The sequence below is a fragment of the Pseudomonas sp. F01002 genome (genome assembly GCF_004402115.1).
GTDB lineage: Bacteria > Pseudomonadota > Gammaproteobacteria > Pseudomonadales > Pseudomonadaceae > Aquipseudomonas > Aquipseudomonas frigoris.
Genome location: NZ_SOPU01000027.1, coordinates 24,581 through 46,810, shown reverse-complemented (window position 1 = coordinate 46,810; position 22,230 = coordinate 24,581). Strand labels below are relative to the sequence as shown.

Genomic DNA, 22,230 nt, shown 5'->3' with positions numbered 1-22,230 from the left:
TCAATTCTTTGATTTGTTTTCGCCGTTCGTCGCTTTTAGTGCGGCAAGTTCGGCCTGGACCTCGGCCAACTGCGCCTCCAATTGCGCGACTCGCTGCTGCGCCTTGACCTGAAGGGTGACGTCTTTCTGCACACCGACGAAATAAGTCTGTCCGTCATCAGGGTTCTTCACCGTCGAAAGGGACAGCTCGTTCCAGAATGGCGTGCCGTCCTTGCGGTAATTCCTGAGAATTTCCCGGCAAGCCCGGCCATTGCTCAACGCCTCGCGAATCAACGGGAGTGCTTCCTGGTCGCGGTCTCCGGACTGAAGAAAACGGCAATCCTGGTAGAGAATTTCTTCGCTGGTGTAACCCGTCAGGCGTTCGAATGCCGGGTTGACGTAAATCAGGATGTAGTCCTGCTCGCCTTCCTTTTCGGCAATCACGATGCCGTCGTTGGAAGCGTTGATCACCATTTGCAGCAGTTGGGCGTTAATCATCGGAGAATCCTTTCCAATTTGATTGTGGTATGCATTCTAAAAGAACACTGAGCACTGTCTACTGACCACCAGCGTTAATTGAGAGTCAATCGCAGCTTTTTTGCCACGGCTGTTAATATCCCCCGTCTTTTTACTCAGCTTCAGGATCAGATTGATGAAAGTCGCCATCCTTTCCGGCTCGGTGTACGGCACGGCTGAAGAAGTCGCCCGCCACGCCGCAAATATTTTAAAAGCAGCGGGTTTCGAAACCTGGCACAACCCGCGTGCGAGCCTCGCCGATGTTCAGGCCTTTGGCCCCGAAGCCTTCCTGGCGGTGACCTCGACCACCGGCATGGGCGAGTTGCCGGACAACCTGCAACCATTGTATTTCGCAATCCGTGATCAGTTGCCGGCTGCCTGGCGTGGCTTGCCGGGTGCCGTGATTGGTCTGGGCGATGCGAGTTACGGCGACACGTTTTGCGGCGGCGGCGAGCAAATGCGCGAATTGTTCTGCGAACTGGGCCTACGCGAAGTCCTGCCCATGCTGCGCCTGGACGCCAGCGAAAGCGTGACGCCGGAAACCGACGCCGAGCCTTGGCTGGCGGAGCTGGTCAGCGCTCTGCGGGGCAGACCGGCCGCTCGCGCAGCAAGGCGAGCCAGGCTTGCGCGGCTTTTGACAAGTACGCGCCCTGACGCCAGATGAAGGCGATATCCCAACGCAGATAGCTCGGCGCGTTCAAGGTCAGGCGCACCACGCCTGGCCGCACCAGCCCGCGAGCCACCACGCGCGGCAACAACACCACGCCTTGACCGGCCGCCACCAGCGCTGCAAGAAAGTCAGCCTGGCCGCTACGACCGCCTTCCTTCGGCGTAAACCCCAGTTGCTGGCAGGCTTGCAGCAAACGGTCGTTGAGCACGAAGCTGCGCTGATACAGCAGGAAGGGCGTGTCGGCCAATTCCTCCAGGCCAATCACCGTCTTCGACGCCAGCGGATGATCGGCCGGCAGCAGGGCGTCCAGCGGCTCATCGCAGAATGGCTGGAAGGCGAATTGCGGGTCTTTCGTCAACAGGCTGCCACCCAGTTCCAACTCTCCACTCAAAACGGCCTGTTCGATGTTCAGGCTGCCACCCTCAAGCAATTGAATGCTGATGTTCGGGTAGCGTCGCCGGTATTCAGCGAACAGTCCGGCGAACAGCGCGTCACTGCCCAGTAGCGGCAAACCCAGACGCAATTCCCCGCGGGCCAGTTGGCTCAAGTCATCCAGCTCACTGAGCAGTTCGTTGCGCAGCCGCAACATGCCTTCGGCCCGTTGCAGGACCACGCTGCCAGCGGCGGTCAGGCGCAGCTGCGAACCCTGCCGTTCGAGCAGCGCAGTGCCGAGGCTCTGTTCCAGCTGAGCGACCTGTTTGCTCACCGCCGATTGACTGATGTGCAGGGTCTTGGCGGCTTGAGTAAAACCACCCTGATGCATGACCTCGACGAAGCTGCGTAGCTGTTTGAATTCCATCTGCCTGATTCCATTTTGGAATGTTTTCGAGTCTAACAATTCGCTTCGGGTATAGCAGCCCGCTCCGTAAAATGAGCACCTGTGAGGACTGAAGACATGAACGTATCAACCAACGCATCAACCCTAAAAAGCTTGGCTCGACTGACGACCGAATTGGCCGTGCTGCTGGCCATCTATCTGCTCGGCTGCCAGATGGCCGTTTGGTTTTCCTGGCCGATTCCCGGTGGTGTCATCGGCATGGTGCTGTTGCTGCTGGCGTTCGCTTTGGGTGTGGTCAAACCGGCAGCGCTGCAAATGGGCGCCGGCCTGTTGATGGCCGAGATGCTGTTGTTCTTCATTCCGGCGCTGATGAGCCTGCTCGATTACGGCGGTCTGCTGCGTAGCGACGGTTGGCGAATTTTGCTGGTGATCGGCGTCAGCACGCTGATGGTGATGCTGGTGACCGCATTTACCGTGGAACTGGTGGTGCGGTTGAGGAGATCTCGTGAAGCTTGAGCTGATGCCGATGTTCTGGCTGGCCTTCACGCTGCTGGCTTATTTATTCAGCCGCTGGATCTACCGTCGCACTGGTCGCTATGTACTGTCGCCACTGATTCTGGTCCCGGCCCTTTTGTTGGCACTCGCCGTGCCGCTGCACTCCGCGTATGCCGAATATTCGAGCAACACCCATTGGCTGATGCTGGTATTGGGACCGGTCACCGTCGCTTTTGCGGTACCGATCTGGCAGCAACGGCAAATGCTGATGCGGCATTGGTCGGCGTTGTTGCTTGGGATGCTGGCGGGCAGCGCAGCGTCTATCGGCAGTTCGTTCGGGTTGGCCAAGGCGCTGGCGCTGGACAGTTCGGTGACGATGTCGCTGGTGCCGCGCTCGATCACCACGCCTTTTGCCATGCCACTGGCCCAGGACCTGGGCGGCGTACCGGAACTGACGGCGGTGTTTGTGATGTTCACCGGGGTGTTCGGGGCGATGCTCGGCGGCATTCTGCTCAAGTGGTTGCCCCTGCGCAGTGCCTTGGCTCGAGGGGCATTGTTTGGCGTCGGCGCGCACGGTGCCGGGGTTAGTCGAGCACATGAAGTGGGGGGTGAAGAGGGCTCGGTGGCGGGGTTAGTCATGGTTCTGACGGGGCTGCTGAATCTGTTCGCCGCACCATTGTTGGCGGCAGTACTTTGACATGGATCCAGGATCATCGGCGTACTGACTCGCTAGGCCATCAAGCTGGCTGCCAATGCAACTACACGATTCCCGGGGCGTGACTAGACTGCTGTAACGCCGGTAAACAATAGAAACCCCAAGAATAAAAATTAGAGGTTCCTTGCCGTGAACGTAGCCCCCGTCCCATCGCCACACAGTGTCAAAGACCAGGTCAGCGCCGCCGAGTGGCAGACCCGCGTCGATCTGGCCGCCTGCTATCGTCTGGTTGCCTTGCATGGCTGGGATGACCTGATTTTTACCCACATCTCGGCCAAGGTCCCCGGTACCGAAGACTTTCTGATCAACCCGTTCGGGCTGATGTTCCACGAGATTACCGCCTCGAGCCTGGTCAAGGTCGATCAGGCCGGCAACAAGCTGATGGACAGCCCTTACGAGATCAACCCGGCCGGTTACACCATCCACAGCGCGGTGCACGAGGTTCGTCACGATGTCGTCTGCGTGCTGCACACCCATACGGCGGCGGGTGTCGCGGTGTCGGCGCAGAGACAAGGCATTTTGCCGATCAGCCAACAATCATTGTTTGTCCTGTCCAGCCTGGCTTATCACGCCTACGAAGGTGTTGCGCTTAACCATGAAGAGAAGGCGCGACTGCAAGCCGACCTCGGCGAAAACAATTTCCTGATGCTGCACAACCACGGTCTGCTGACCTGCGGCGCTACCATCGCCGATACGTTCCTGATGATGTTTACCTTCCAGCGCGCCTGCGATATCCAGGTGCTGGCGCAGAACGGTGGCGCCGAGTTGATCGCCATCGAACCGCAGATTCTGGCAGGCGCCAAGGCAATGATCGCCGGCGTCACCAAAAGTGCTCAAGGGATGGGCGGCGCACTCGCATGGCCAGCGCTGCTGCGCAAACTCGATAAACAAGACGCGGGTTATAAACTCTAATGGCACTCGCCGAGATCCCCCTGTGTGTCTGGCGCAAACGCAGCCAGACGTTCGTATTCCGTGGCCAGACCATCCGTTACTGGACGGCCGGGCAGGGTGAGCCACTGTTGCTCATTCATGGCTTCCCGACCGCCAGTTGGGACTGGCATTTCCTCTGGCAGCCGCTGACCCAGCGCTATCGGGTGATTGCCTGCGACATGCTCGGCTTTGGCGACTCCGCAAAACCGGTGGACCACGAATACAGCCTGCTGGAGCAGGCTGATCTGCAACAGGCCTTGCTGGAGCATGTGAAGGTCGAGCAGCCGGTGCACCTGTTGGCCCACGATTATGGCGACAGCGTGGCTCAGGAACTGTTGGCCCGGCATTACGAAGTGCGCATCCATATCGCCAGCTGTGTGTTCCTCAATGGCGGCCTCTTTCCCGAAACCCATCGTCCGGTACTGATGCAAAAGCTCCTGCTCAGCCCCTTGGGCTGGATGATCGGGCGAGCCTTTTCCCGTGACGGTCTGGTGAAGAGTTTCCGGCAGATCTTCGGTCCGCAGAGCCGTCCCACCGAGAGCGAAATGGATGATTTCTGGAGCCTGATCGAGAGCAATCACGGGCCACGGATCATGCACAAATTGATCGCCTACATCCCTGAGCGGCGTGCCCAGCGCGAGCGTTGGGTCAGCGCGATGCAGCGTGGTGAAGTGCAGTTGCGGGTGATCGATGGTGAGGTCGATCCGATTTCCGGTGCGCACATGGTCGAGCGCTATCGGGAACTGATCCCGAACCCGGACACAGTCTTGTTGCCCGGCATCGGCCACTACCCGCAAACCGAGGCGCCGGGGCAGGTACTCAAGCACTATCTGGAGTTTCGCGATCAGCTGGTTTCACCGCCGCGCAAGGCCGCCTGCTCCTGATTATCCCTCTGCCTTATCGCGCACCATTCAGCCTCACCCCAGTTCATTGTGACCCGCGTCGCCGTGCCTGACACTCGGACTCATTGTCCCCTGGCCTGCTGGAGTCCCCCAATGAATGAGTCTGTGCGCTTCGAAGATAAAGTCGTGATCATCACGGGTGCTGGCGGCGGCCTGGGCCGGGCCCACGCGCTGCTGTTCGCCAAACAGGGCGCCAAAGTGCTGGTCAACGATCTCGGCGGCTCGGCTCAGGGCGAAGGCGCAAACGCTTCGGCGGCCGACCGGGTGGTGGCCGAAATTCGCGAGGCCGGTGGTATCGCCGAGGCCAACCATGACTCCGTCACCGACGGCGACAAAATCGTTCAGAACGCCTTGGACACCTTCGGCCGTGTCGATGTAGTGGTCAACAACGCCGGGATCCTGCGGGACAAAACCTTCCACAAAATGGAAGACGGCGACTGGGACCTGGTTTACCGCGTCCACGTCGAAGGCGCCTACAAAGTTACCCGTGCCGCCTGGCCGCACCTGCGCGAGCAAAACTACGGCCGCGCCATCTTCACCGCTTCGACCTCGGGCATTTACGGCAACTTCGGCCAGTCCAACTACGGAATGGCCAAACTCGGCCTCTACGGCCTGACCCGCACCCTGGCCATCGAAGGCCGCAAGAACAACATCCTGGTCAACGCCATCGCCCCCACCGGCGGCACCCGCATGACCGAAGGCCTGATCCCGCCGCAAGTCTTTGAACAACTCAAACCGGAACTGGTCAGCCCGCTGGTGGTGTACCTCGCCAGCGAGAACTGCCAGGAAACTTCCGGGCTGTTTGAAGTCGGTGGCGGCTGGATGGGCAAGGTGCGCTGGGAACGAAGCCTCGGCGCGGGGTTTGATCCTCGGGTTGGTTTCTCCCCCGAAGATGTGGCGGCGCATTGGCAGCAGATTTGTGATTTCGAAGGCGCGGCGCACCCGCAGGACAACCTTGAAGCGCTGAAGGAAATGATGGCGAATTTGCAGAAGTATTCGCTTTGATGGAAACCAGCTAGGTCACCGTTCTTGACCTTGCTGGTTCTTAACATTCGGCCCCGACATCTGGCTTGCAGCGGTGATCAAGAAAAATACTTGTGAACCAATGCCGCCAGATTCGCGGCCGTTTGCGCATCCATGACCCCGTCGTAAGTCTGCGGGCGAAAGTGCAGCTGAAAGGCCCGAACCAGGTGTGTGAAGCCTTGTTCGGTTGACGCACCGGAAACGTCGTACCCGTAAGTCTTGAACAGTTTGAGCAATTCGGTTCGGGCTGGAATGCCGGTCTCGCAATATTGCTGCAGATAGGTATCTCGGGTGGCATCGTCGAACCAGGCACCGACGCCTTTCAAGTAAAGGGCATGCCAGGGGAATTTCGGCCCTGGGTCACTCTTGCGGCCGACCGAAATATCCGAGTGCCCCAGAACATGGGTCGGGCTGATGTCCGGGTAGCGTTCAAGGATGTTCAACGCCAGCTCTTCAATGGCGGCAATTTGTTCTGGCTGATACGGCGGAAAGTTGAAAACACCTTGGCTAAACGTCGCAAGGTTGACGATTTCAACGCCGATAGACGTGTCGTTCAGATTGCTTCGATTGCCCCAGGTACTGACACCCGCATGCCAAGCACGCTTGGTTTCGTCGACGAGATTGAAAACTTCCTGCCCGGTATAACCTGCTTTCAAGTAGCTCGGATCGGTGATGTCGGGAACCAGATAGTGGGCGCTGACATTCGGGCCGGTGAGTGCATTCACCGAACTGGAGAAGTTGCCGGCTGTGTAGTGAAAGATCAGAAAACGTACTCGGGTGTTGAAACTTTTGGTGGAGCGGTATTTGTTGTAGTCAATAGGCTTCATGAAAAGAGTGCTCGCAGTGAATTAGGTTGAAGTCAGCAAGGTTTTAAACGAGTGGCTGACTTGTGATTAACCTTAATCGCTGGGACGCTTCGCGTTATTACAGAACTATGTAGTCGCTTTCCGAGAAATGTGTAGGTGGTAGGAAGTCTCGCGAGTTTGCATAAGGACTGGCGGTGAAGGTGCAGTATAAGAAGCAAGCACGAATGCTTGCTTCTTTGTTTGGATTACTGTGCTTCGGATTTGAAACCTGGTTTGCCGTTGGCTGCTCGCCATTGTTTTATGGCCTTTAGTACACCGGCAGGACCGTCTTTAACACCCTTCTCTGGATAATATAAGATATCGGTGCCGTTTGGATGTTCTGAAGTGCTTACAATATTATCCACAAAAGCATCGTGCTCTTTCTCTGATGAGAATCTCCCCTGGAACAAACGTTTTATAATATTCAGGTATTCGGACTCTGTGTAATCTTCATATCTGTCTTTAAGTGTTATTTTCACATTTCTCCTTTTTTGGAGTGGGCTTCGATGTGCTGCTTTGGTGTCAGTATACGAAGATTGTCTATATCGTAGACTGCGCCACCTTCGCTGATAGGTTTAACGTGGTGTATTTCAAATTTTTTCCGTCTGCCCACTTGTTCCGAAGACTTGGCACTTGGTGATAATCCATCTCTCAAATCAATTTTATTGAGTGGAGTGAACTGTCTATTCAAAAATCTCTCACTTGCTACTGTCTTCCAAAAGACTCTGCGAAACGCTTTGAAGCTCGAAAACTCCCGCCCCCGAAGTTTATCCGCAATCTGCTTGGGGATCGGCGCCCCTTCCAGCGTCGAGGCTGCACCCAACCAATTTCCTGAAACCGAATGTCCGCTCCCGCTGGCAATACCGGGATCCTGCCGCCGATCCCTGAACATCGTGAACGTCGGAGGGATGCCGGAATCGATCGGAAAGACGGTGATGAAGCCGCCAAACCCGTAGCGGTCAAGCTCCGGAAACGGATCGATTCGTCCCGCGGCGGGGGTGACGGTAGCGCCTTCATAGATCGGCAGGTCAGTGTCGATCAGAGGAAATTCCGTTGAAGGATCCTGCGGTTCAACCAACGGTGTCCAGGTGATAACGGGACCGTTGGAGACGGTGCTGCCGGAAACGTAAACATTCTTGCGCGCGTCAAAGTGAGCAAGCCTTACCGGCACGCTGGCGGGTACTGTCACTCCGTCAGTGGCAACAACGACAATCTCTACGCTATTGCCTATCGTCCTCGAGCCGAGTCTCACCGGCAGGTCGATTTCCCCTCCGACGGCTGCCAGTTCATACAGGTCGGCCGTTGAATCAGGAGCGAGTTCTGACAGCGGAACACTTACGGAGAAAAGATCACCGCTACCCAGCCTGGAGGGAACCAATAGGGCAGCGAACCCGACCAGTACCGGCGCTGCTACTGACGCGAGTGCTGCGATAGCCGCGGATACGCTGCACGTAACGCGGTCCTGAGTGCCAAGGAGGTCGCTGGACTAACGCCTACAGTTCCGAGTGTGCCGGTAAACGTTGGGCCGAATGCCGCCATCGAACCGACATTGGCAAACGTGGGGCTCTGCCAACGAGCCTCTGTTTCCTCTCGCCATTGCGCGAGTAGGCGTGCCTGCTCGGCTTGTCGTTGGGCCTCAGCCTGGGCATTCAGAAGAGCTTGTTGCTGTTTCTGTTCTTGTGCCTTTCTCTCCACTCGCAGCTGTTTTTCAATGCGTTCCTGCTGGTTTTGCCTTTGAAATTCGGCGAACACCTCCATAAGCGCTTTTCTGTTTACTTCCCGTTGCGCTTGGAAGCGTAGTAGTTCGGCTTGAACTTCGGCCTCGGCTTTGAGGCGAGCCTGTTCAGCAGCGATGTATCGAGCAGTAGCCTCAGCGGCAATCCGGGCTTGCTCGGCGGCCAATCGCTCGGCTTCTGCCAGTGCTGCTAACCGGGCCTGCTCTTGGGCATGGGCCAGTGCTTCAGCTTCCGCCCTGATGCGTGCCTGTTCAGCAGCGACACGTTGAGCTTCCTGTTCCGCTGCCAATCGCGTCTGTTCAGTGGCCTGCATGGCACTGAGGGTGTGTTGAAGATTGACTGTTCGCTGGTGGAGCGACTGCAAGGTTTGAGACAGTAATCTGGCTTCGATCGCGGCTTTGAGTGATTGATTCAAGGCTTGCATGGCAATGCCGGTCGGCCCCGGCCGCTTTTCCATCGTCGTGGCTTTCTTCATGAACTCATTGATATGCCGGTTAGATGGGTCGCCCCCATAAAACGCATTGGCAATCACTGTTTTACTGTGAAACTCAGCGGTTTTCTGTTGTGTAAGTTTATTCAGAACTCCCAGTTCCCTGACTATTGATTGCAAGGGTGGAAGTGGATCAGTTGGGCCTTGAAGCCGGGTCGCTGCCAGTTCGGCTTCGATGGACTGCGGTAATTGACTGGCCTTCGCCTGATATTCCTGTTCCAGCCCTTTATTTGTGGCTTTTACCGCGTTTTGATTTTGATAATAGGTCGGCACGCTGCGGCCGAATGCACCTGACATCAATGTGCTTGATGTTCGAGGTACGGTAATCATGTGATCGGGTGCATCAGCTGTTATATCGACAGCTTCATCGAGATAATAAACTGGCCTTGATTGATTGGGCGGCCTTGGAGGCTTTTGCATATTCATATCCTTTTGAATGTGCTTGGTGCTTTAAAAATAACGACTTGCTGGTCAGTCATTACGAAAACGGATGCCATCTATTGCTTCGTGCCATTTAAAGCTACAGCAGAAGTGGGAATCATGGGTCTGAGAGGTGTGTGGGGCGTTACATATAAGATCGAGGGAAGTTTCTATTGGATAGGAATAACTGCATGATTATCTTTTGCGTAAAAAGATGTTTCTTATAGCGTTGTCGGAAACATCCTGTAGGAATGTATTAAACAAAAGTTGCTCTTCACCACCGTCACAAAACCACCGCCCATAAAAAAGGCCGCTGCAAACGCAGCGGCCAAAGTAAGACGATTGATCAAGGAGCAATAAATCAACGTCAGTGAACACAGGGCGATGAGTCGAAAATCTTCAACTCCTCTGAAATCTGTCACCAATGGCGTGGACGGGACACTGGCCATTGCTTCGTGCTTTCCGGCCGTTTGCCGTGAAAGCCCGGCAAGAATAAGGCCTTGAGCCAAAAGGAAAAATAGCAATTCATGACATGAACTGTTGCAGCATGAGTAACAGTGCTGACAGACCCCGCCTACACGCCATGCGTTGCGTTGATAACCCCCCATCCAGCCCATCCATAACCCGCGCAAAACGCCGTCCCATGCGGGCATTCATCCTTTGGAGGTACATCGCGAATACCTCCTTGGTGCGCTTATCGCTCCCAACGTGCGGCAGTAGGGTGAGGCCTTCTGTCACTCACCGGGGAAGACGCATGACAAAAACAACAATGCGCGCCATCTTCACGCCGCAAGCGCTCGCCGCTGCGGTTGCCTTGGGTTGCTGCGCCCAGGCGCAGGCTGTTTCATTCAACATCGGGGAAATCGAGGGGACCTTTGACTCTTCGCTGTCCGTCGGCGCGAGCTGGGGCATGCGCGATGCCGACAAATCCCTGGTGGGCATCGTCAATGGCGGGACCGGCCAGTCTTCGACCGGGGATGACGGGCGGCTGAACTTCAAGAAGGGCGAAACCTTCTCCAAGATCTTCAAAGGTATTCATGACCTTGAATTGAAGTACGGCGACACCGGTGTGTTCGTGCGTGGCAAGTACTGGTACGACTTCGAACTCAAGGACGAGGACCGTGAGTTCAAGCAGATCAGTGACAGCGGTCGTAAAGAAGGCGCCAAATCCTCCGGGGCGCAGCTGCTCGATGCCTTCGTCTATCACAACTATTCCATCGCCGATCTGCCGGGCACTGTGCGCGCCGGCAAGCAGGTGGTCAGTTGGGGTGAAAGTACCTTCATCGGCAACTCGATCAACAGCATCAACCCGATCGACGTTTCAGCGTTCCGTCGTCCTGGCGCCGAAATCAAGGAAGGCCTGATTCCGGTGAACATGCTGTTCGCCTCCCAGGGTCTGACCGATCAGCTCTCGGTGGAAGGTTTCTATCAACTGGAGTGGGACCAGACTGTCGTCGACAACTGCGGCACCTTCTTCGGCAACGACGTGGTGGCAGACGGCTGCAACAAGAACTACACCGTTGCCAGCCCGGCGATCGCACCGTTGCAACCGATCGCTGCAGCGTTTGGCCAAGGCTTCGAGGTCGGCAGGGAAGGCGTGATCGTCCCACGTGGCGGTGACCGCGATGCCCGCGACTCCGGGCAGTGGGGCACGGCGTTGCGCTGGCTCGGCGACGACACCGAGTACGGTCTGTACTTCATGAACTATCACAGCCGTACCCCGACGGTCGGCACCACCACAGCCGGCCTGACAACGCTGGCACGGATCCCGGCCATCGTCGGTGCCGCCAACAGAATCGCGCCCGGTACCGGGTCTGCACTGGCTCAGAGTGTGATGCTCGGACGCGGCCAGTATTACCTTGAGTACCCGGAAGACATTCGTCTCTACGGCGCGAGCTTTTCCACCACCTTGTCTACCGGCACGGCGTGGACCGGCGAGATCAGCTATCGCCCCAACGCTCCGGTGCAAGTCAACACCAACGACCTGACCCTGGCGTTGCTCAACCCAATCGCACGCGGCGCGGCATCGCCTGTCGCGACCACGCCAGGTGCCGACAACAAAGGCTACCGCCGCAAAGAAGTGACGCAGGTCCAGAGCACCCTGACGCACTTCTTCGACCAAGTGCTGGGTGCCCAACGGCTGACCCTGGTTGGCGAAGCGGCGGTGGTGCACGTGGGTGGTCTGGAGTCTCGAACCAAGCTGCGTTACGGCCGTGACTCGGTCTATGGCCAGTACGGTTTTGGCGGCGATACCGACGGCTTCGTCACCTCGACCTCCTGGGGCTACCGCGCCCGGGCGATCCTCGATTACGCCAACGTGATTGGCGGGATCAACCTCAAGCCCAACCTGTCCTGGTCCCACGACGTCGCCGGCTACGGCCCCAACGGGCTGTTCAACGAAGGCGCCAAGGCCGTCAGCGTCGGCGTCGATGCCGACTACCGCAACACCTATACCGCGAGCCTCAGTTACACCGATTTCTTCGGCGGTGACTACAACACCCTGGAAGACCGCGACTTCCTGGCGCTGAGCTTCGGCGTGAACTTCTGATCTGGCTGAGAAGGATGATTTTAATGCGCAAGATGATTCTGCAATGCGGCGCCCTGGCCCTGAGCCTGCTGGCTGCCAACGTGATGGCGGCGGTGTCGCCGGAAGAAGCGAACAAACTCGGCACCAGCCTCACGCCGCTCGGCGCCGAGAAGGCCGGCAACGCTGATGGCTCGATCCCGGCCTGGACCGGTGGTATCCCGAAAAATGCCGGCGCGGTGGACAGTAAAGGCTTCCTGGCCGACCCGTTCGCCAGCGAAAAACCGCTGTTCGTCATCACGCCTGCCAACGTCGACAAGTACAAAGACAAGTTGTCGGAAGGTCAGGTGGCGATGTTCAAGCGCTACCCGGAAACCTACAAGATCCCGGTCTATCCGACCCACCGCACCGTGGCCGTACCCCCGGAGATTTACGAGTCGGCCAAGCGCAGCGCGCTGAACGTGAACAGCATCAACGACGGTAACGGCCTGGCCAACTTCACCGGCAACCGCTACTACGCCTTCCCGATTCCGAAGGTCGGCGTCGAGGTGCTGTGGAACCACATCACCCGCTATCACGGCGGCAACCTGCGACGCATCATCACTCAGGTGACCCCGCAAACGAACGGCAGCTACACGCCGATCCGCTTCGAGGAAGAGATCGCCGTACCGCAACTGATGAAGGAACTGGACCCGGAAAAAGCTGCCAACGTGCTGACCTTCTTCAAACAGTCGGTGACGGCACCTGCGCGTCTGGCGGGTAACGTGCTGCTGGTGCACGAAACCCTCGATCAGGTGAAAGAGCCGCGTCTGGCGTGGATCTACAACGCCGGCCAACGCCGTGTGCGTCGCGCACCGCAAGTGGCCTATGACGGGCCGGGTACTGCCGCTGACGGCCTGCGCACGTCCGACAACTTCGACATGTTCTCCGGTGCACCGGATCGCTACGACTGGAAACTGGTCGGCAAGAAGGAAATGTACATTCCCTACAACAGCTACAAACTCGATTCGCCAAGCCTCAAGTACGATGACATTGTGAAATCCGGCCACATCAATCAGGACCTGACCCGTTATGAGTTGCACCGGGTCTGGGAAGTGATCGGTACGGTCAAGCCGAGCGAACGGCACATCTACGCCAAACGCCACATGTACCTCGACGAAGACAGCTGGCAAGTGGCGCTGGCGGACCACTACGACGGTCGCGGTCAGCTGTGGCGGGTGGCCGAGGGGCACGCTCAGTACTATTACGATCACCAGACCCCGGCCTACACCCTCGAAGCGCTCTACGACATCATTGCCGGCCGATACATTGCCCTGGGAATGAAGAACGAAGAGAAGCACAGTTTCGAATTCGGCTTCGAAGCCAAGGCTGCCGACTACACGCCATCGGCCTTGCGCGCCGAGGGCGTTCGGTAAGGGTTTTGATACATCGACAGTACAAAAGGCGACCGGTTGGTTAATGCCGGTCAGTTAAGGGTGTGAACACCGCAACCTCTGTGGGAGCGAGCAAGCTCGCTCCCACAGGTTTTGCACCTTAACTGACCGGCATTAACCGGGTGGTCGCCTTTTTTATGGCTGCCAATCAGCGTGCTGAATACTTCTCAACAAGCGGGTTAGAGAGGGCTAGGGTTGCCGGACAATTATAAAAAGGCACGCCGCAATGACCGCCATGATCCCGTGTCTGGACCGTTCTGGATTTCTGCCCCGTCTGTCCACTCATCACCAGTTGCGGGTTCGCTTGACCGAGCCGTTACTGGCCTCCACGGCCCGGGTGAAATTACTTTGCGCGCCGGCCGGCAGTGGCAAGACAGCGCTGCTCGCCGAATGCCTGTTGCAGGCACCGCCGCAGTGCCGCGTGTTCTGGTTGCCATTGTCTGGCACGGTGTTGAGCGCGGTGGATTTTCGTCATCGTCTGACAGAAACGCTGGGGTTGGCTTCGTCGGGCGAATCCGATTTGCTGGGGTATCTGTCACGATTGCAGACGCCAACCTGGCTGTTTCTCGATGACTATTGCCGCGTCCCGAACCCCGAATTAGACCTGCTGCTGGATCGCATGCTGGCGATCAGTAGCCCGATGTTGACCTGGTGGGTGGGCTCCCGCCGTCGGCCGCAATGCAACTGGCCGCGGTTGCTGCTTGATGATGAGTTATATGAATGCGAGCACTCCACGCTGGCGTTTAATCAAAGCGAGATCGCCCAGCTGTTGCGACATTTGGCACCGGCCGAGGCCAATACTGTCGCCGGCAAGATCATCCAGCGCAGTGGTGGCTGGTGCGCCGGCGTACGGATTGCGCTACTGCAAAAATGCGACTGGTCACACAACAACACGCCACATGGCCGAACGAACACCTTGCTCGATTACCTGGAGCACGAGTTGTTCACCACGCTGACGCCGGAGCTGACGGAAGCCTGGCGGGTACTCGCCCATTTACCGCGATTCAATGCAAGGCTGTGCGATCACCTGTTTGGCGCGGGTGAAGGTGCGCAATGTTTGAGGACGTTGCAAGAATTGGGTTGTTTTATCGAGCCTTGGCAGGGCTCGGCAGACTGGCTGCAGATTTTCCCGCCACTCACCCAGTTGATGCGCGATGAGCAATGGCCGGCGGGACGTTCCTGGCATCGTCGTGCCTGCCAGTGGTTTGCGGCCGAACTCGATTGGAAAGCCGCCTTCGAACAAGCACTGCTGGCTGAAGAGTTCGAGGTCGCCGTCAGCCTGTTGCAGCATTTCAGTTTCGAGCACCTGTTCGAGGAACAGACGGTCGTGCTGTTGTTGCGTTTGCATGAGCAGCAGGGCGAGGAACTGATGCTCGGGTCGTCGCAACTGGTCGGGTTGATCGCCGCAGCCTTGCTGTTTGCCGGTCGATTCGAGCAAGCGGCCGATTGCATCGAACATCTGTCTCGATTCACCCCTCAGCCGTCGGCGTTCCTTCAGCGGCAATTGATTGCGCGTTGGCAGGCCCAGCAAGGCTGGCTACTGCATTTGCAGGGGCGCATGGAGGGGGCGCGCGCGCATTTTCTCGAGGCGCTGACCGTGCTCGGTCCTGCCCTCTGGCCCGTGCGCTTGATGTGCCTGTCGGGTTTGACGCAACAGGCCTTGCTGCGGGGGGAACTGGATGTGGCGCAGGCGATAAACCGAGATGCGTTGTGCCTGGCGCGAGCACAAGGCTCGCTGGTGTTCGAAGGGCTGCTGGAACTCGATCACGCGCAATTACTGGAGCAACGCGGGGCTCTCGGTCGTGCAGAAACATTACTTGCCAACATTTCTGATCTGCTCCGTGAACAATCAACCCGTTCCACTCCATTGCTGGGCCGAATCGCCCTGCGTCGCGGGCGTCTGGCTTTGTGCCAGGGGCAGGACGAGCGCGCAGCGGAACTCTTTCAGGCAGGGTTGGATGTTTGTTTGCGCAACCACGACAAGCGCGTGCTTTACGGCTTTCTCGGTCAGGCGCAACTGGCAGCCAATCAGCGTGACTATTCCCTGGCCTTTGTCCGACTGCGCGACGCGGAGCGGCTGATGCAACAGCGCCAGATTCCGGACACCGTTTACAGGGGCGCCCTGCTGCAAGTCAGCAGTCATTTCTGGCTCCAGCAAGGGCGCCCCGAACTCGCTCATGAAGCGTTGACTCGTGTATTGCGTCACTATCGCGGACCGCACGCACGTCAAGCGCCACCAGCGACGATGGAACTGATACCGCGTATCGAGTACCTGCTGGTTCTGGCGGAGGTTCATCTGCAACGAGCGCTTGAGCCGCTGACCCTGCTCAAGCACTTTTCAGATCGTGCAGAAGCAGGCGGCGCGCAGGGTCTCGAAGCCGAGTTGCACCTGGCGATCGCGGAAGTAGCTTTTGTTCAGGGCAACTTTGCTTTGGCCAGAGAGGCTCTTGAGCAAGGTCTGGAGCTCGTTCGTCGTTGCAACTTGCCGCTTTTATTGAGCCAGCTTCGTCTGCGGCAGCCGAATCTGTTAGCGGAACTGGGGATCATTGCCTGCATAGCAGAACAAACTGATGCAATAAGTGACGATAACCCGCTTAGTCTGCGAGAGACACAGGTGTTGACATTAATTGCGTCTGGCAATTCGAATCAGCAGATCGCCGAACAACTTTTTATTTCATTGCATACGGTAAAAACTCACGTGCGGCGAATTCACGGAAAGTTAGGTGTGGAACGCAGAACTCATGCTGTTGCCAAAGCCCGATTGTTGGGTTTGTGGAAGTAGAGTGCTGAGGGGGCGGATGTTAAAACTGTAACTTTAAAGTACTACATGAGTTGAAAGGAATTTTGGCTTTATTTGTTGCTGGTGTCTGATTTAGCTTGATTGCAAGTGGGTGAGGTTAAAAGCTTCACTCCTTCAATTAAATAATTCAGAGAAAATTGGTTATGGATGATCAGAGGATTTTAAATCCGCAGTTTAAACTGGCTGAAGTAAGTGAGGCTATTAAGCAGTTATCTAGTCAGTTGACGAGTGCTCCTTCGTTCAAAGGATTGCTTCAGGAATGTGTGTTGAAGGAACTTCAGAGACTGGATCCGGAAGTGTATGTCAGCAGGGTCTTTATCAATCGGCGCGACAGTGCTTCTGCGTCTGCCAATGAGCCAACAGGCGTGCTGAATGACGTAGTTATGGAGTGTCTGTTACGTGGGCGTGCACCTGTTTATAACGCTGCTGAGTATGGTGTATACGACTGGCGTGACTCGACGGCTGAAGAGGATCGCCACCCTGTTCTGGATATCGTAACGGTTGGCAAACTGATCACAGAACTACTCCTGAATCTGCCGGAAAAGTACGCTGTGGTTATTGACCGGTATTGGTCTGCCTCTCAGGGTTCCGACGCCACAGGGCGACCATTATCTACGCGTAAAAGCAAATTGCGAACCCTCTATGTCACGCTTTTCTGGCGTGAGTTGGCCGTCATGGCGGCGGAGGGTGGTTTGACACCGGACGACGAAAAGAAAGTCAATGAGTTGGCCAGCCCTCTGCTTCCCAGCGCGTTTTATGGTGTCTCGGTTCAGTTGCATGAAGGAGGTTTCGCGGCATTGGCTTCGACCTTCGTCATGCGCCTGGATGGTCAGTCGTTGGGGGCGATTATCCCGACGACTGACAGCGCAGTGATTCTTTATACGCCGAGTCGAGGTGTGGAGAAGTTCGTTACTTCGCGGGCACTGCATGAGGCACTCAAGAAGCGTCTGAGTGAGCCGCCCCATCGGGCAGAGCTCCTGAAAGGTCTTTCGTCCGATGACGTAGATCAGGTCAGCAATAGTCCTGATATTCGTTATTCGAGAATTGATGAAGATGTATTTTCGGCTGGCATCAATGCCGCGCTGAAGAAGCAAATGGCCAATATCGTTGGTCAGCTACGGGAAATGAACGGCTCGCGTTCGGATAACGAAAAAACGGTGCAGGAAATTGGCTCAATGCTGCATCTGGAAGAGATGACCAAGGATGCCAAAGGTCGTGCCGCCGTTTTCATTAAGTTGATTTCGAGAAATGCCCGGCCAGGATGGTTGAAGGAGAGTTATGAAACTAATCAAGAACTTTATGCGTCCCTTGAGCAGAGATTGCTTGAAAGCGAGGTGAAGCTTCATGAAGCGACTAAAGGTGCTTCAACGTTTAAAAACTATGTTCACGGAGTTGTAGGAGATTTCATTTCGCCAGGTACAGATGAACGTATTGATCCAGACACCATCTTTGTGACTGTTCGGCATACTGTTAAATTAGCGGACGGAAAAAAAGTAGAGCACAGTGAGCGAAAAACGCTGACTCAGGCTTTCATGTACGGTGCTCATGATCAAGAGGGACAGTATGTGGTGGTTGTAGAGGAGTTCTATAACAATCCAAAGTTAAGTCCTTCTAATATTGTGCGAGCGATTCAGTCGTTAAACCTTCGTGTGGCGTATAACATGGCGAGACAACGGGTTTATTCACAGGATCACGTCGTCGAATCGATGCGAGAGCGCTTGGGGCGAAAGACCGCCTTGACAATGTTTGGCGCCATCTTGCAAAACCACGTTACCTCGGTCGCTCAGGACATAGTGCAGCGTTACAACTTCGGCGATCCGTCGATAGAGATAACTGGGATTGCGCTAGGGGCCAGATTCAAGCCGATGAAAGATTTGATGGTGTATCGGAGGAAAAGTGCCGATGTCAATAGAAGCACTCATGTACTTTATGCGCCGGGTTTTCCGACGGGGCAGGAGTGGTTTCAGTTTCCTGATCTGAAAAGCTTACAACAGCAAATTGGTCTTTGGGCTTTTGACAAAGAAGGGCAGGCCTATTTGAGGGGGAAGGGATATTCAAGTGAAAGGGAAGAGTTGGAAGAAAATTATCACGTAGAAAAGCCGAGCTTGATGTTACAAGAGTGGTGGTGGTCCTCGATCCAACTGACACAGTGGATCGAAGATGGTCTATTAAAAGGGAGTGTCCAGAATATAATCAGCTGGGAGGCGGACGAGGTGGAAGTCGCTACGCCGCGGTGGTACAGGAACTCGAATGTGGCAGATCAGCTTCTGTTGAATCGCTTAAATGCAGACTTCAAGTCAATTTATCAGATTTCCAAAGACAAGCTTGATATTGAGTCATTCCATAAATTCGCTCGAAGCCTGGTGATGAAGACGCTGAACGAGTACCTGAGTCGCTCCGGATCTCATCCGGAAATTGATCCTGATGAGGTGTGGGTGAAGTTTCACGCTGATTCGAAAATCAGTTTGACCAACTTGTTCATCCAGTGGCAGTTGTGGCGCAGTGATATCTCGATCTTTGAAAAGTTTTTCTTCGGTATCAATCCTTTTGGCGGAAGATTTCTCGATCTCAAGGAACAGTTGAGGAGTGCATCGTTCTGGACTTTTTCCAATCAACCCATTGCGGCGCTGAATGCAAAAGTAATTAATGCCCTCATTGATCTGATGCCAGGTGAAAAATACATTGAGTATCTTCGGGCCAAATTCCTGAGCGCCCCTGACGTAGATTTGAAGGTGAGCCTTTATCGAAAGTTAAAACAAAATGAAATGCTTCGGTCGGCACTCACGCAGAAAATGAAAGGTGAGATGTCGCAGGAACAGTTCAACTGGTTAAAGGGGTTGATTGACGGTTTTGATCGAGACATCCCTCGTGAGAGTTACATTATCGCAGGTGGTAAGCCGGGTATTGGGGTTTACGAATTTACGCTTGAAGGTCGCAAACTGGAGGGCGCCTATGTCTTTGGTCGCAGGGTTAATGGTCGTGAAGAATTAATTATCTATATACCTGATACGCCCGATGGCAAAGACTTCTTTCCTGTCGAAGCGTTAGCCGCTCGATTGAAGAGCTGGCGTTATGGCCAGCATATTTTGAAATTGGCGCGTCTGGAACATAGAAATGTCATAGAAAACAAAATAAGCCGTTACAGTCATTGGAGCGGTCCGATCTCGTCTACGCCTGTGCTGGAGAATAGCTATCCGGTGTTGGCTTTCAAGCAGGAATACTGGTCCATGATTGGACGCTTTATTGCCGATGTGGATTATCAGACGACAAGCCCGGCCGAAGCGATATGGCAGGAAGCAAAAATCCTGATTGATTTGGCACTCGATGTGGTGTCGTTGTTAATTCCGCCAGTTGGCATTGTGGTGAGCATGCTCCGAATCACTCACTCAGTCGTCCTGGGAATAGTTGCTTCCAGCGAGGGGAATGACAAGGCGGCCAATGCCCATTTTGCCACTGCCTGGAGAGGGGCTATTACTCTATATATCGGTACTGTCGCTTCGGTAGGAGCACCTGTTAATGCAGTTGGCCTACTGTCCAGAATCAAGGATATTACCGACCTTGTCTCGACTGTAACCGGGGTCCCGGTAGGCATCAGCTATATAACGGCAGTCGCCGTTCCACAATACGACGTGCAGAGCACGACTCGATTGATAGGTTAATGCAGTGATCAATAGGCCTGGAAAAGTCCAGGCGTCGAACTAGAACTGCATTTCAACAATGGATGGGCGATGTCTCATACCCCATCCGCCAACTAACGGCCCGCGTCGCCGCCAGCAATCGCTGCGCCGCCGGGCCGTTTTCGTCGGCGTGGAACAACGATGCCGGGCCAACAATAGTCATCACCGCCGCAACATTCCCGATGGCGTTGAACACCGGCGCCGACAAAGCATCGACCCCCGGCATCAGCAAGCCATGCACATGATGCAGACCGCGTTCGCGGATCTGTTCGCACAAGATGGCGTAGGTCTTTTCATCCGCCAGCAGGTGGTCGGCGACGGCGATCTCCCGTTCGCGCAATTCATCGGTTTCCCGATGTGGCAGAAAGGCGCTGAACACCAGGCCAGTGGACGAACTGAGCAACGGCAACACCGAACCCAACTGAGTCACCACCGTCACCGCGCGGACCGCCGGTTCGATATGCACCACGGTCGCGCCCTGGTTGCCCCACACCGCCAGGAAGCAGGTCTCGTTCAACTCATCGCGCAATTCGGCCAGGGGCAAGGCGCCGACTTTCAGCACGTCCATACTGTTGAGTGCGGCGAGACCGACGCGCAAGGCTTCGCGGCCCAGGCCGTAATGGTTGGTGGCAGCATTCTGTTCAGCAAAACCGCTGGCAATCAGCGCCTGCAAATAGCGGTGAACCTTGCTTGCCGGCATCTGCACGTGTTCGGCCAGGCGTGACAACGAGGTGGATGGCGACAACTCGGCCAGGGCCTTGAGGATGTCGGTGCCGACCTCGGCCGAGCGGACTTTCTGTTTATCGTTGCTGCGCGGCGTTTCCATGGAGGCGGTCTGATCCCGGGACGAATGGGCGTCTTTATAGCTTGACGGTCAATACCAATCAAATTACGTTAAGCGTAATCGAATTACGATAAAAACAACCCGGGCGTGCCGAGACCTCTCAAACGGAGCGACAGGCCATTGCCTACTCCCTGTTCAGGAGGCTCCATGAACCTCGATTCAACGGCGCCCGCGCTGGCTTATCAGTCCGGCTTCGGCAACGAATTCAGCAGCGAAGCGTTGCCCGACGCACTGCCCGTCGGCCAGAATTCCCCGCAAAAAGCCCCGTACGGTCTCTACACCGAACTGTTCTCTGGTACCGCGTTCACCATGGCCCGCAGCGAGGCGCGGCGCACTTGGATGTACCGGATTCAGCCGTCGGCCAATCACCCGGCGTTCGTCAAACTGGATCGGCAACTGGCCGGCGGCGCGTTGGGTGAAGTGACCCCCAACCGTCTGCGCTGGAATCCGTTGGACATCCCGGCCGAGCCAACCGATTTTATCGACGGGCTGGTGAGCATGGCCGCCAACTCGGGCGCGGAAAAACCGGCCGGGATCAGCATTTATAGCTACCGCGCCAACCGCTCCATGGAGCGCGTGTTTTTCAACGCCGACGGCGAACTGTTGCTGGTCCCTGAGCTGGGACGCTTGCGTATTGCGACCGAATTGGGCGTGCTGGAACTGGAACCGCTGGAAATCGCCGTGCTGCCGCGCGGTCTGAAATTTCGCGTCGAACTGCTCGACCCGCAAGCTCGCGGCTACATTGCCGAGAACCACGGCGCGCCGCTGCGCCTGCCCGACCTGGGGCCTATTGGCAGCAACGGTTTGGCCAACGCGCGGGACTTCCTGACCCCGGTCGCGCATTACGAAAACCTCAAGCAACCGACCACGCTGGTGCAGAAATTCCTTGGCCAATTGTGGGGCTGCGAACTCGATCATTCGCCGCTGAACGTGGTCGCCTGGCACGGCAATAACGTGCCGTACAAATATGACCTGCGCCGTTTCAATACCATCGGCACGGTCAGCTTCGATCACCCGGATCCATCTATCTTCACTGTCCTGACGTCGCCGACCAGCGTCCACGGTCTGGCCAATCTCGACTTCGTGATCTTCCCGCCACGCTGGATGGTCGCCGAGAAAACCTTCCGTCCACCATGGTTCCACCGCAACCTGATGAACGAATTCATGGGCCTGATCAAGGGCGAGTACGACGCCAAGGCCGAAGGTTTCGTGCCCGGCGGCGCGTCCTTGCACAGTTGCATGAGCGCCCACGGCCCGGACGGCGAAACCTGCACCAAGGCGATCAACGCCGAACTCGCGCCAGCGAAAATCGACAACACCATGGCCTTCATGTTCGAGACCAGCCAGGTGCTGCGCCCGAGCCGTTTCGCGCTGGATTGCCCGCAACTGCAAAACAACTACGATGCCTGCTGGGCCACGCTGCCCGCCACTTTCGACCCGACCCGGAGATAAC

The 22,230-nt window shown here is 56.3% G+C and carries 17 protein-coding genes and 1 pseudogene; 11 read left to right on the top strand and 7 right to left on the bottom strand.

Annotated features, from left to right (window positions below; all coding sequences use genetic code 11):
• Positions 1 to 477, bottom strand: a complete 477-nt coding sequence (locus E3W21_RS23075; protein WP_134421983.1) for a PAS domain-containing protein — start codon at positions 475 to 477, stop codon at positions 1 to 3.
• Between the two features lie 154 nt (positions 478 to 631).
• On the opposite strand from E3W21_RS23075, the pseudogene E3W21_RS23070 reads away from it, so the two are divergent.
• Positions 632 to 1,084 (top strand): annotated as a pseudogene (locus E3W21_RS23070) (flavodoxin); the annotation flags it as partial.
• Here the strand turns inward: E3W21_RS23070 and E3W21_RS23065 are convergent.
• Positions 1,068 to 1,964, bottom strand: a complete 897-nt coding sequence (locus E3W21_RS23065) for a LysR family transcriptional regulator (RefSeq protein WP_134421982.1) — start codon at positions 1,962 to 1,964, stop codon at positions 1,068 to 1,070. The pseudogene E3W21_RS23070 and the gene E3W21_RS23065 overlap by 17 nt on opposite strands.
• A gap of 96 nt (positions 1,965 to 2,060) precedes the next feature.
• Here E3W21_RS23065 and E3W21_RS23060 point away from each other — a divergent pair, with 96 nt between their 5' ends.
• The 5 genes from E3W21_RS23060 to E3W21_RS23040 all read left to right on the top strand — a co-directional run bounded on the left by E3W21_RS23060 (position 2,061) and on the right by E3W21_RS23040 (position 5,990).
• Positions 2,061 to 2,459, top strand: a complete 399-nt coding sequence (locus tag E3W21_RS23060) for a CidA/LrgA family protein (protein ID WP_134421981.1) — start codon at positions 2,061 to 2,063, stop codon at positions 2,457 to 2,459.
• Complete coding sequence (locus E3W21_RS23055; RefSeq protein WP_134421980.1) at positions 2,449 to 3,135, top strand: LrgB family protein; 687 nt, start codon at positions 2,449 to 2,451, stop codon at positions 3,133 to 3,135. Before E3W21_RS23060 ends, E3W21_RS23055 begins: the two co-directional genes overlap by 11 nt.
• Positions 3,136 to 3,282: 147 nt before the next feature.
• On the top strand, positions 3,283 to 4,065 hold the full coding sequence (locus E3W21_RS23050) for a class II aldolase/adducin family protein (protein ID WP_134421979.1): 783 nt from the start codon (positions 3,283 to 3,285) through the stop codon (positions 4,063 to 4,065).
• Positions 4,065 to 4,967 (top strand): alpha/beta fold hydrolase, encoded by a 903-nt coding sequence (locus E3W21_RS23045; protein WP_134421978.1) that lies wholly within the window; start codon positions 4,065 to 4,067, stop codon positions 4,965 to 4,967. The genes E3W21_RS23050 and E3W21_RS23045 overlap by 1 nt, the downstream gene beginning before the upstream one ends.
• Before the next feature lie 111 nt (positions 4,968 to 5,078).
• On the top strand, positions 5,079 to 5,990 hold the full coding sequence (locus tag E3W21_RS23040; RefSeq protein ID WP_134421977.1) for an SDR family oxidoreductase: 912 nt from the start codon (positions 5,079 to 5,081) through the stop codon (positions 5,988 to 5,990).
• Between the two features lie 77 nt (positions 5,991 to 6,067).
• Here the strand turns inward: E3W21_RS23040 and E3W21_RS23035 are convergent, their stop codons facing one another.
• From E3W21_RS23035 to E3W21_RS31950, 4 genes are all read right to left on the bottom strand, one after another.
• A complete protein-coding gene (locus E3W21_RS23035; protein WP_134421976.1) occupies positions 6,068 to 6,835 on the bottom strand; it encodes an N-acetylmuramoyl-L-alanine amidase in 768 nt (255 codons plus the stop codon).
• Between the two features lie 224 nt (positions 6,836 to 7,059).
• Positions 7,060 to 7,332: a bacteriocin immunity protein gene (locus tag E3W21_RS23030; RefSeq protein ID WP_256661629.1), complete on the bottom strand. Its 273-nt coding sequence runs from the start codon at positions 7,330 to 7,332 to the stop codon at positions 7,060 to 7,062.
• Positions 7,329 to 8,231 (bottom strand): S-type pyocin domain-containing protein, encoded by a 903-nt coding sequence (locus E3W21_RS31955; protein ID WP_256661628.1) that lies wholly within the window; start codon positions 8,229 to 8,231, stop codon positions 7,329 to 7,331. The genes E3W21_RS23030 and E3W21_RS31955 overlap by 4 nt, the downstream gene beginning before the upstream one ends.
• Before the next feature lie 32 nt (positions 8,232 to 8,263).
• Complete coding sequence (locus E3W21_RS31950; RefSeq protein WP_256661627.1) at positions 8,264 to 9,499, bottom strand: hypothetical protein; 1,236 nt, start codon at positions 9,497 to 9,499, stop codon at positions 8,264 to 8,266.
• 754 nt (positions 9,500 to 10,253) lie between these two features.
• Between E3W21_RS31950 and E3W21_RS23020 the strand changes: the two genes are divergently transcribed.
• The 4 genes from E3W21_RS23020 to E3W21_RS23005 all read left to right on the top strand — a co-directional run bounded on the left by E3W21_RS23020 (position 10,254) and on the right by E3W21_RS23005 (position 19,915).
• The gene (locus tag E3W21_RS23020; RefSeq protein ID WP_134421975.1) at positions 10,254 to 12,047 is read left to right on the top strand and encodes a DUF1302 domain-containing protein; all 1,794 of its coding nucleotides are present in this window, start codon (positions 10,254 to 10,256) and stop codon (positions 12,045 to 12,047) included.
• A 23-nt stretch (positions 12,048 to 12,070) separates the two neighbouring features.
• Positions 12,071 to 13,438 carry a DUF1329 domain-containing protein gene (locus E3W21_RS23015; protein WP_134421974.1) on the top strand — a complete coding sequence of 456 codons (1,368 nt, stop codon included), beginning with the start codon at positions 12,071 to 12,073 and terminating at the stop codon, positions 13,436 to 13,438.
• A gap of 244 nt (positions 13,439 to 13,682) precedes the next feature.
• Positions 13,683 to 16,238 (top strand): LuxR C-terminal-related transcriptional regulator, encoded by a 2,556-nt coding sequence (locus tag E3W21_RS23010; protein WP_134421973.1) that lies wholly within the window; start codon positions 13,683 to 13,685, stop codon positions 16,236 to 16,238.
• A gap of 161 nt (positions 16,239 to 16,399) precedes the next feature.
• On the top strand, positions 16,400 to 19,915 hold the full coding sequence (locus E3W21_RS23005) for a dermonecrotic toxin domain-containing protein (RefSeq protein ID WP_134421972.1): 3,516 nt from the start codon (positions 16,400 to 16,402) through the stop codon (positions 19,913 to 19,915).
• 52 nt (positions 19,916 to 19,967) lie between these two features.
• Here E3W21_RS23005 and E3W21_RS23000 read toward each other — a convergent pair whose 3' ends face one another.
• Positions 19,968 to 20,759: an IclR family transcriptional regulator gene (locus E3W21_RS23000; protein WP_129438379.1), complete on the bottom strand. Its 792-nt coding sequence runs from the start codon at positions 20,757 to 20,759 to the stop codon at positions 19,968 to 19,970.
• A 165-nt stretch (positions 20,760 to 20,924) separates the two neighbouring features.
• Here E3W21_RS23000 and hmgA point away from each other — a divergent pair, with 165 nt between their 5' ends.
• A complete protein-coding gene (gene hmgA / locus E3W21_RS22995) occupies positions 20,925 to 22,229 on the top strand; it encodes a homogentisate 1,2-dioxygenase (protein WP_129438377.1) in 1,305 nt (434 codons plus the stop codon).
• The last annotated feature ends 1 nt before the right edge of the window (position 22,230 follow it).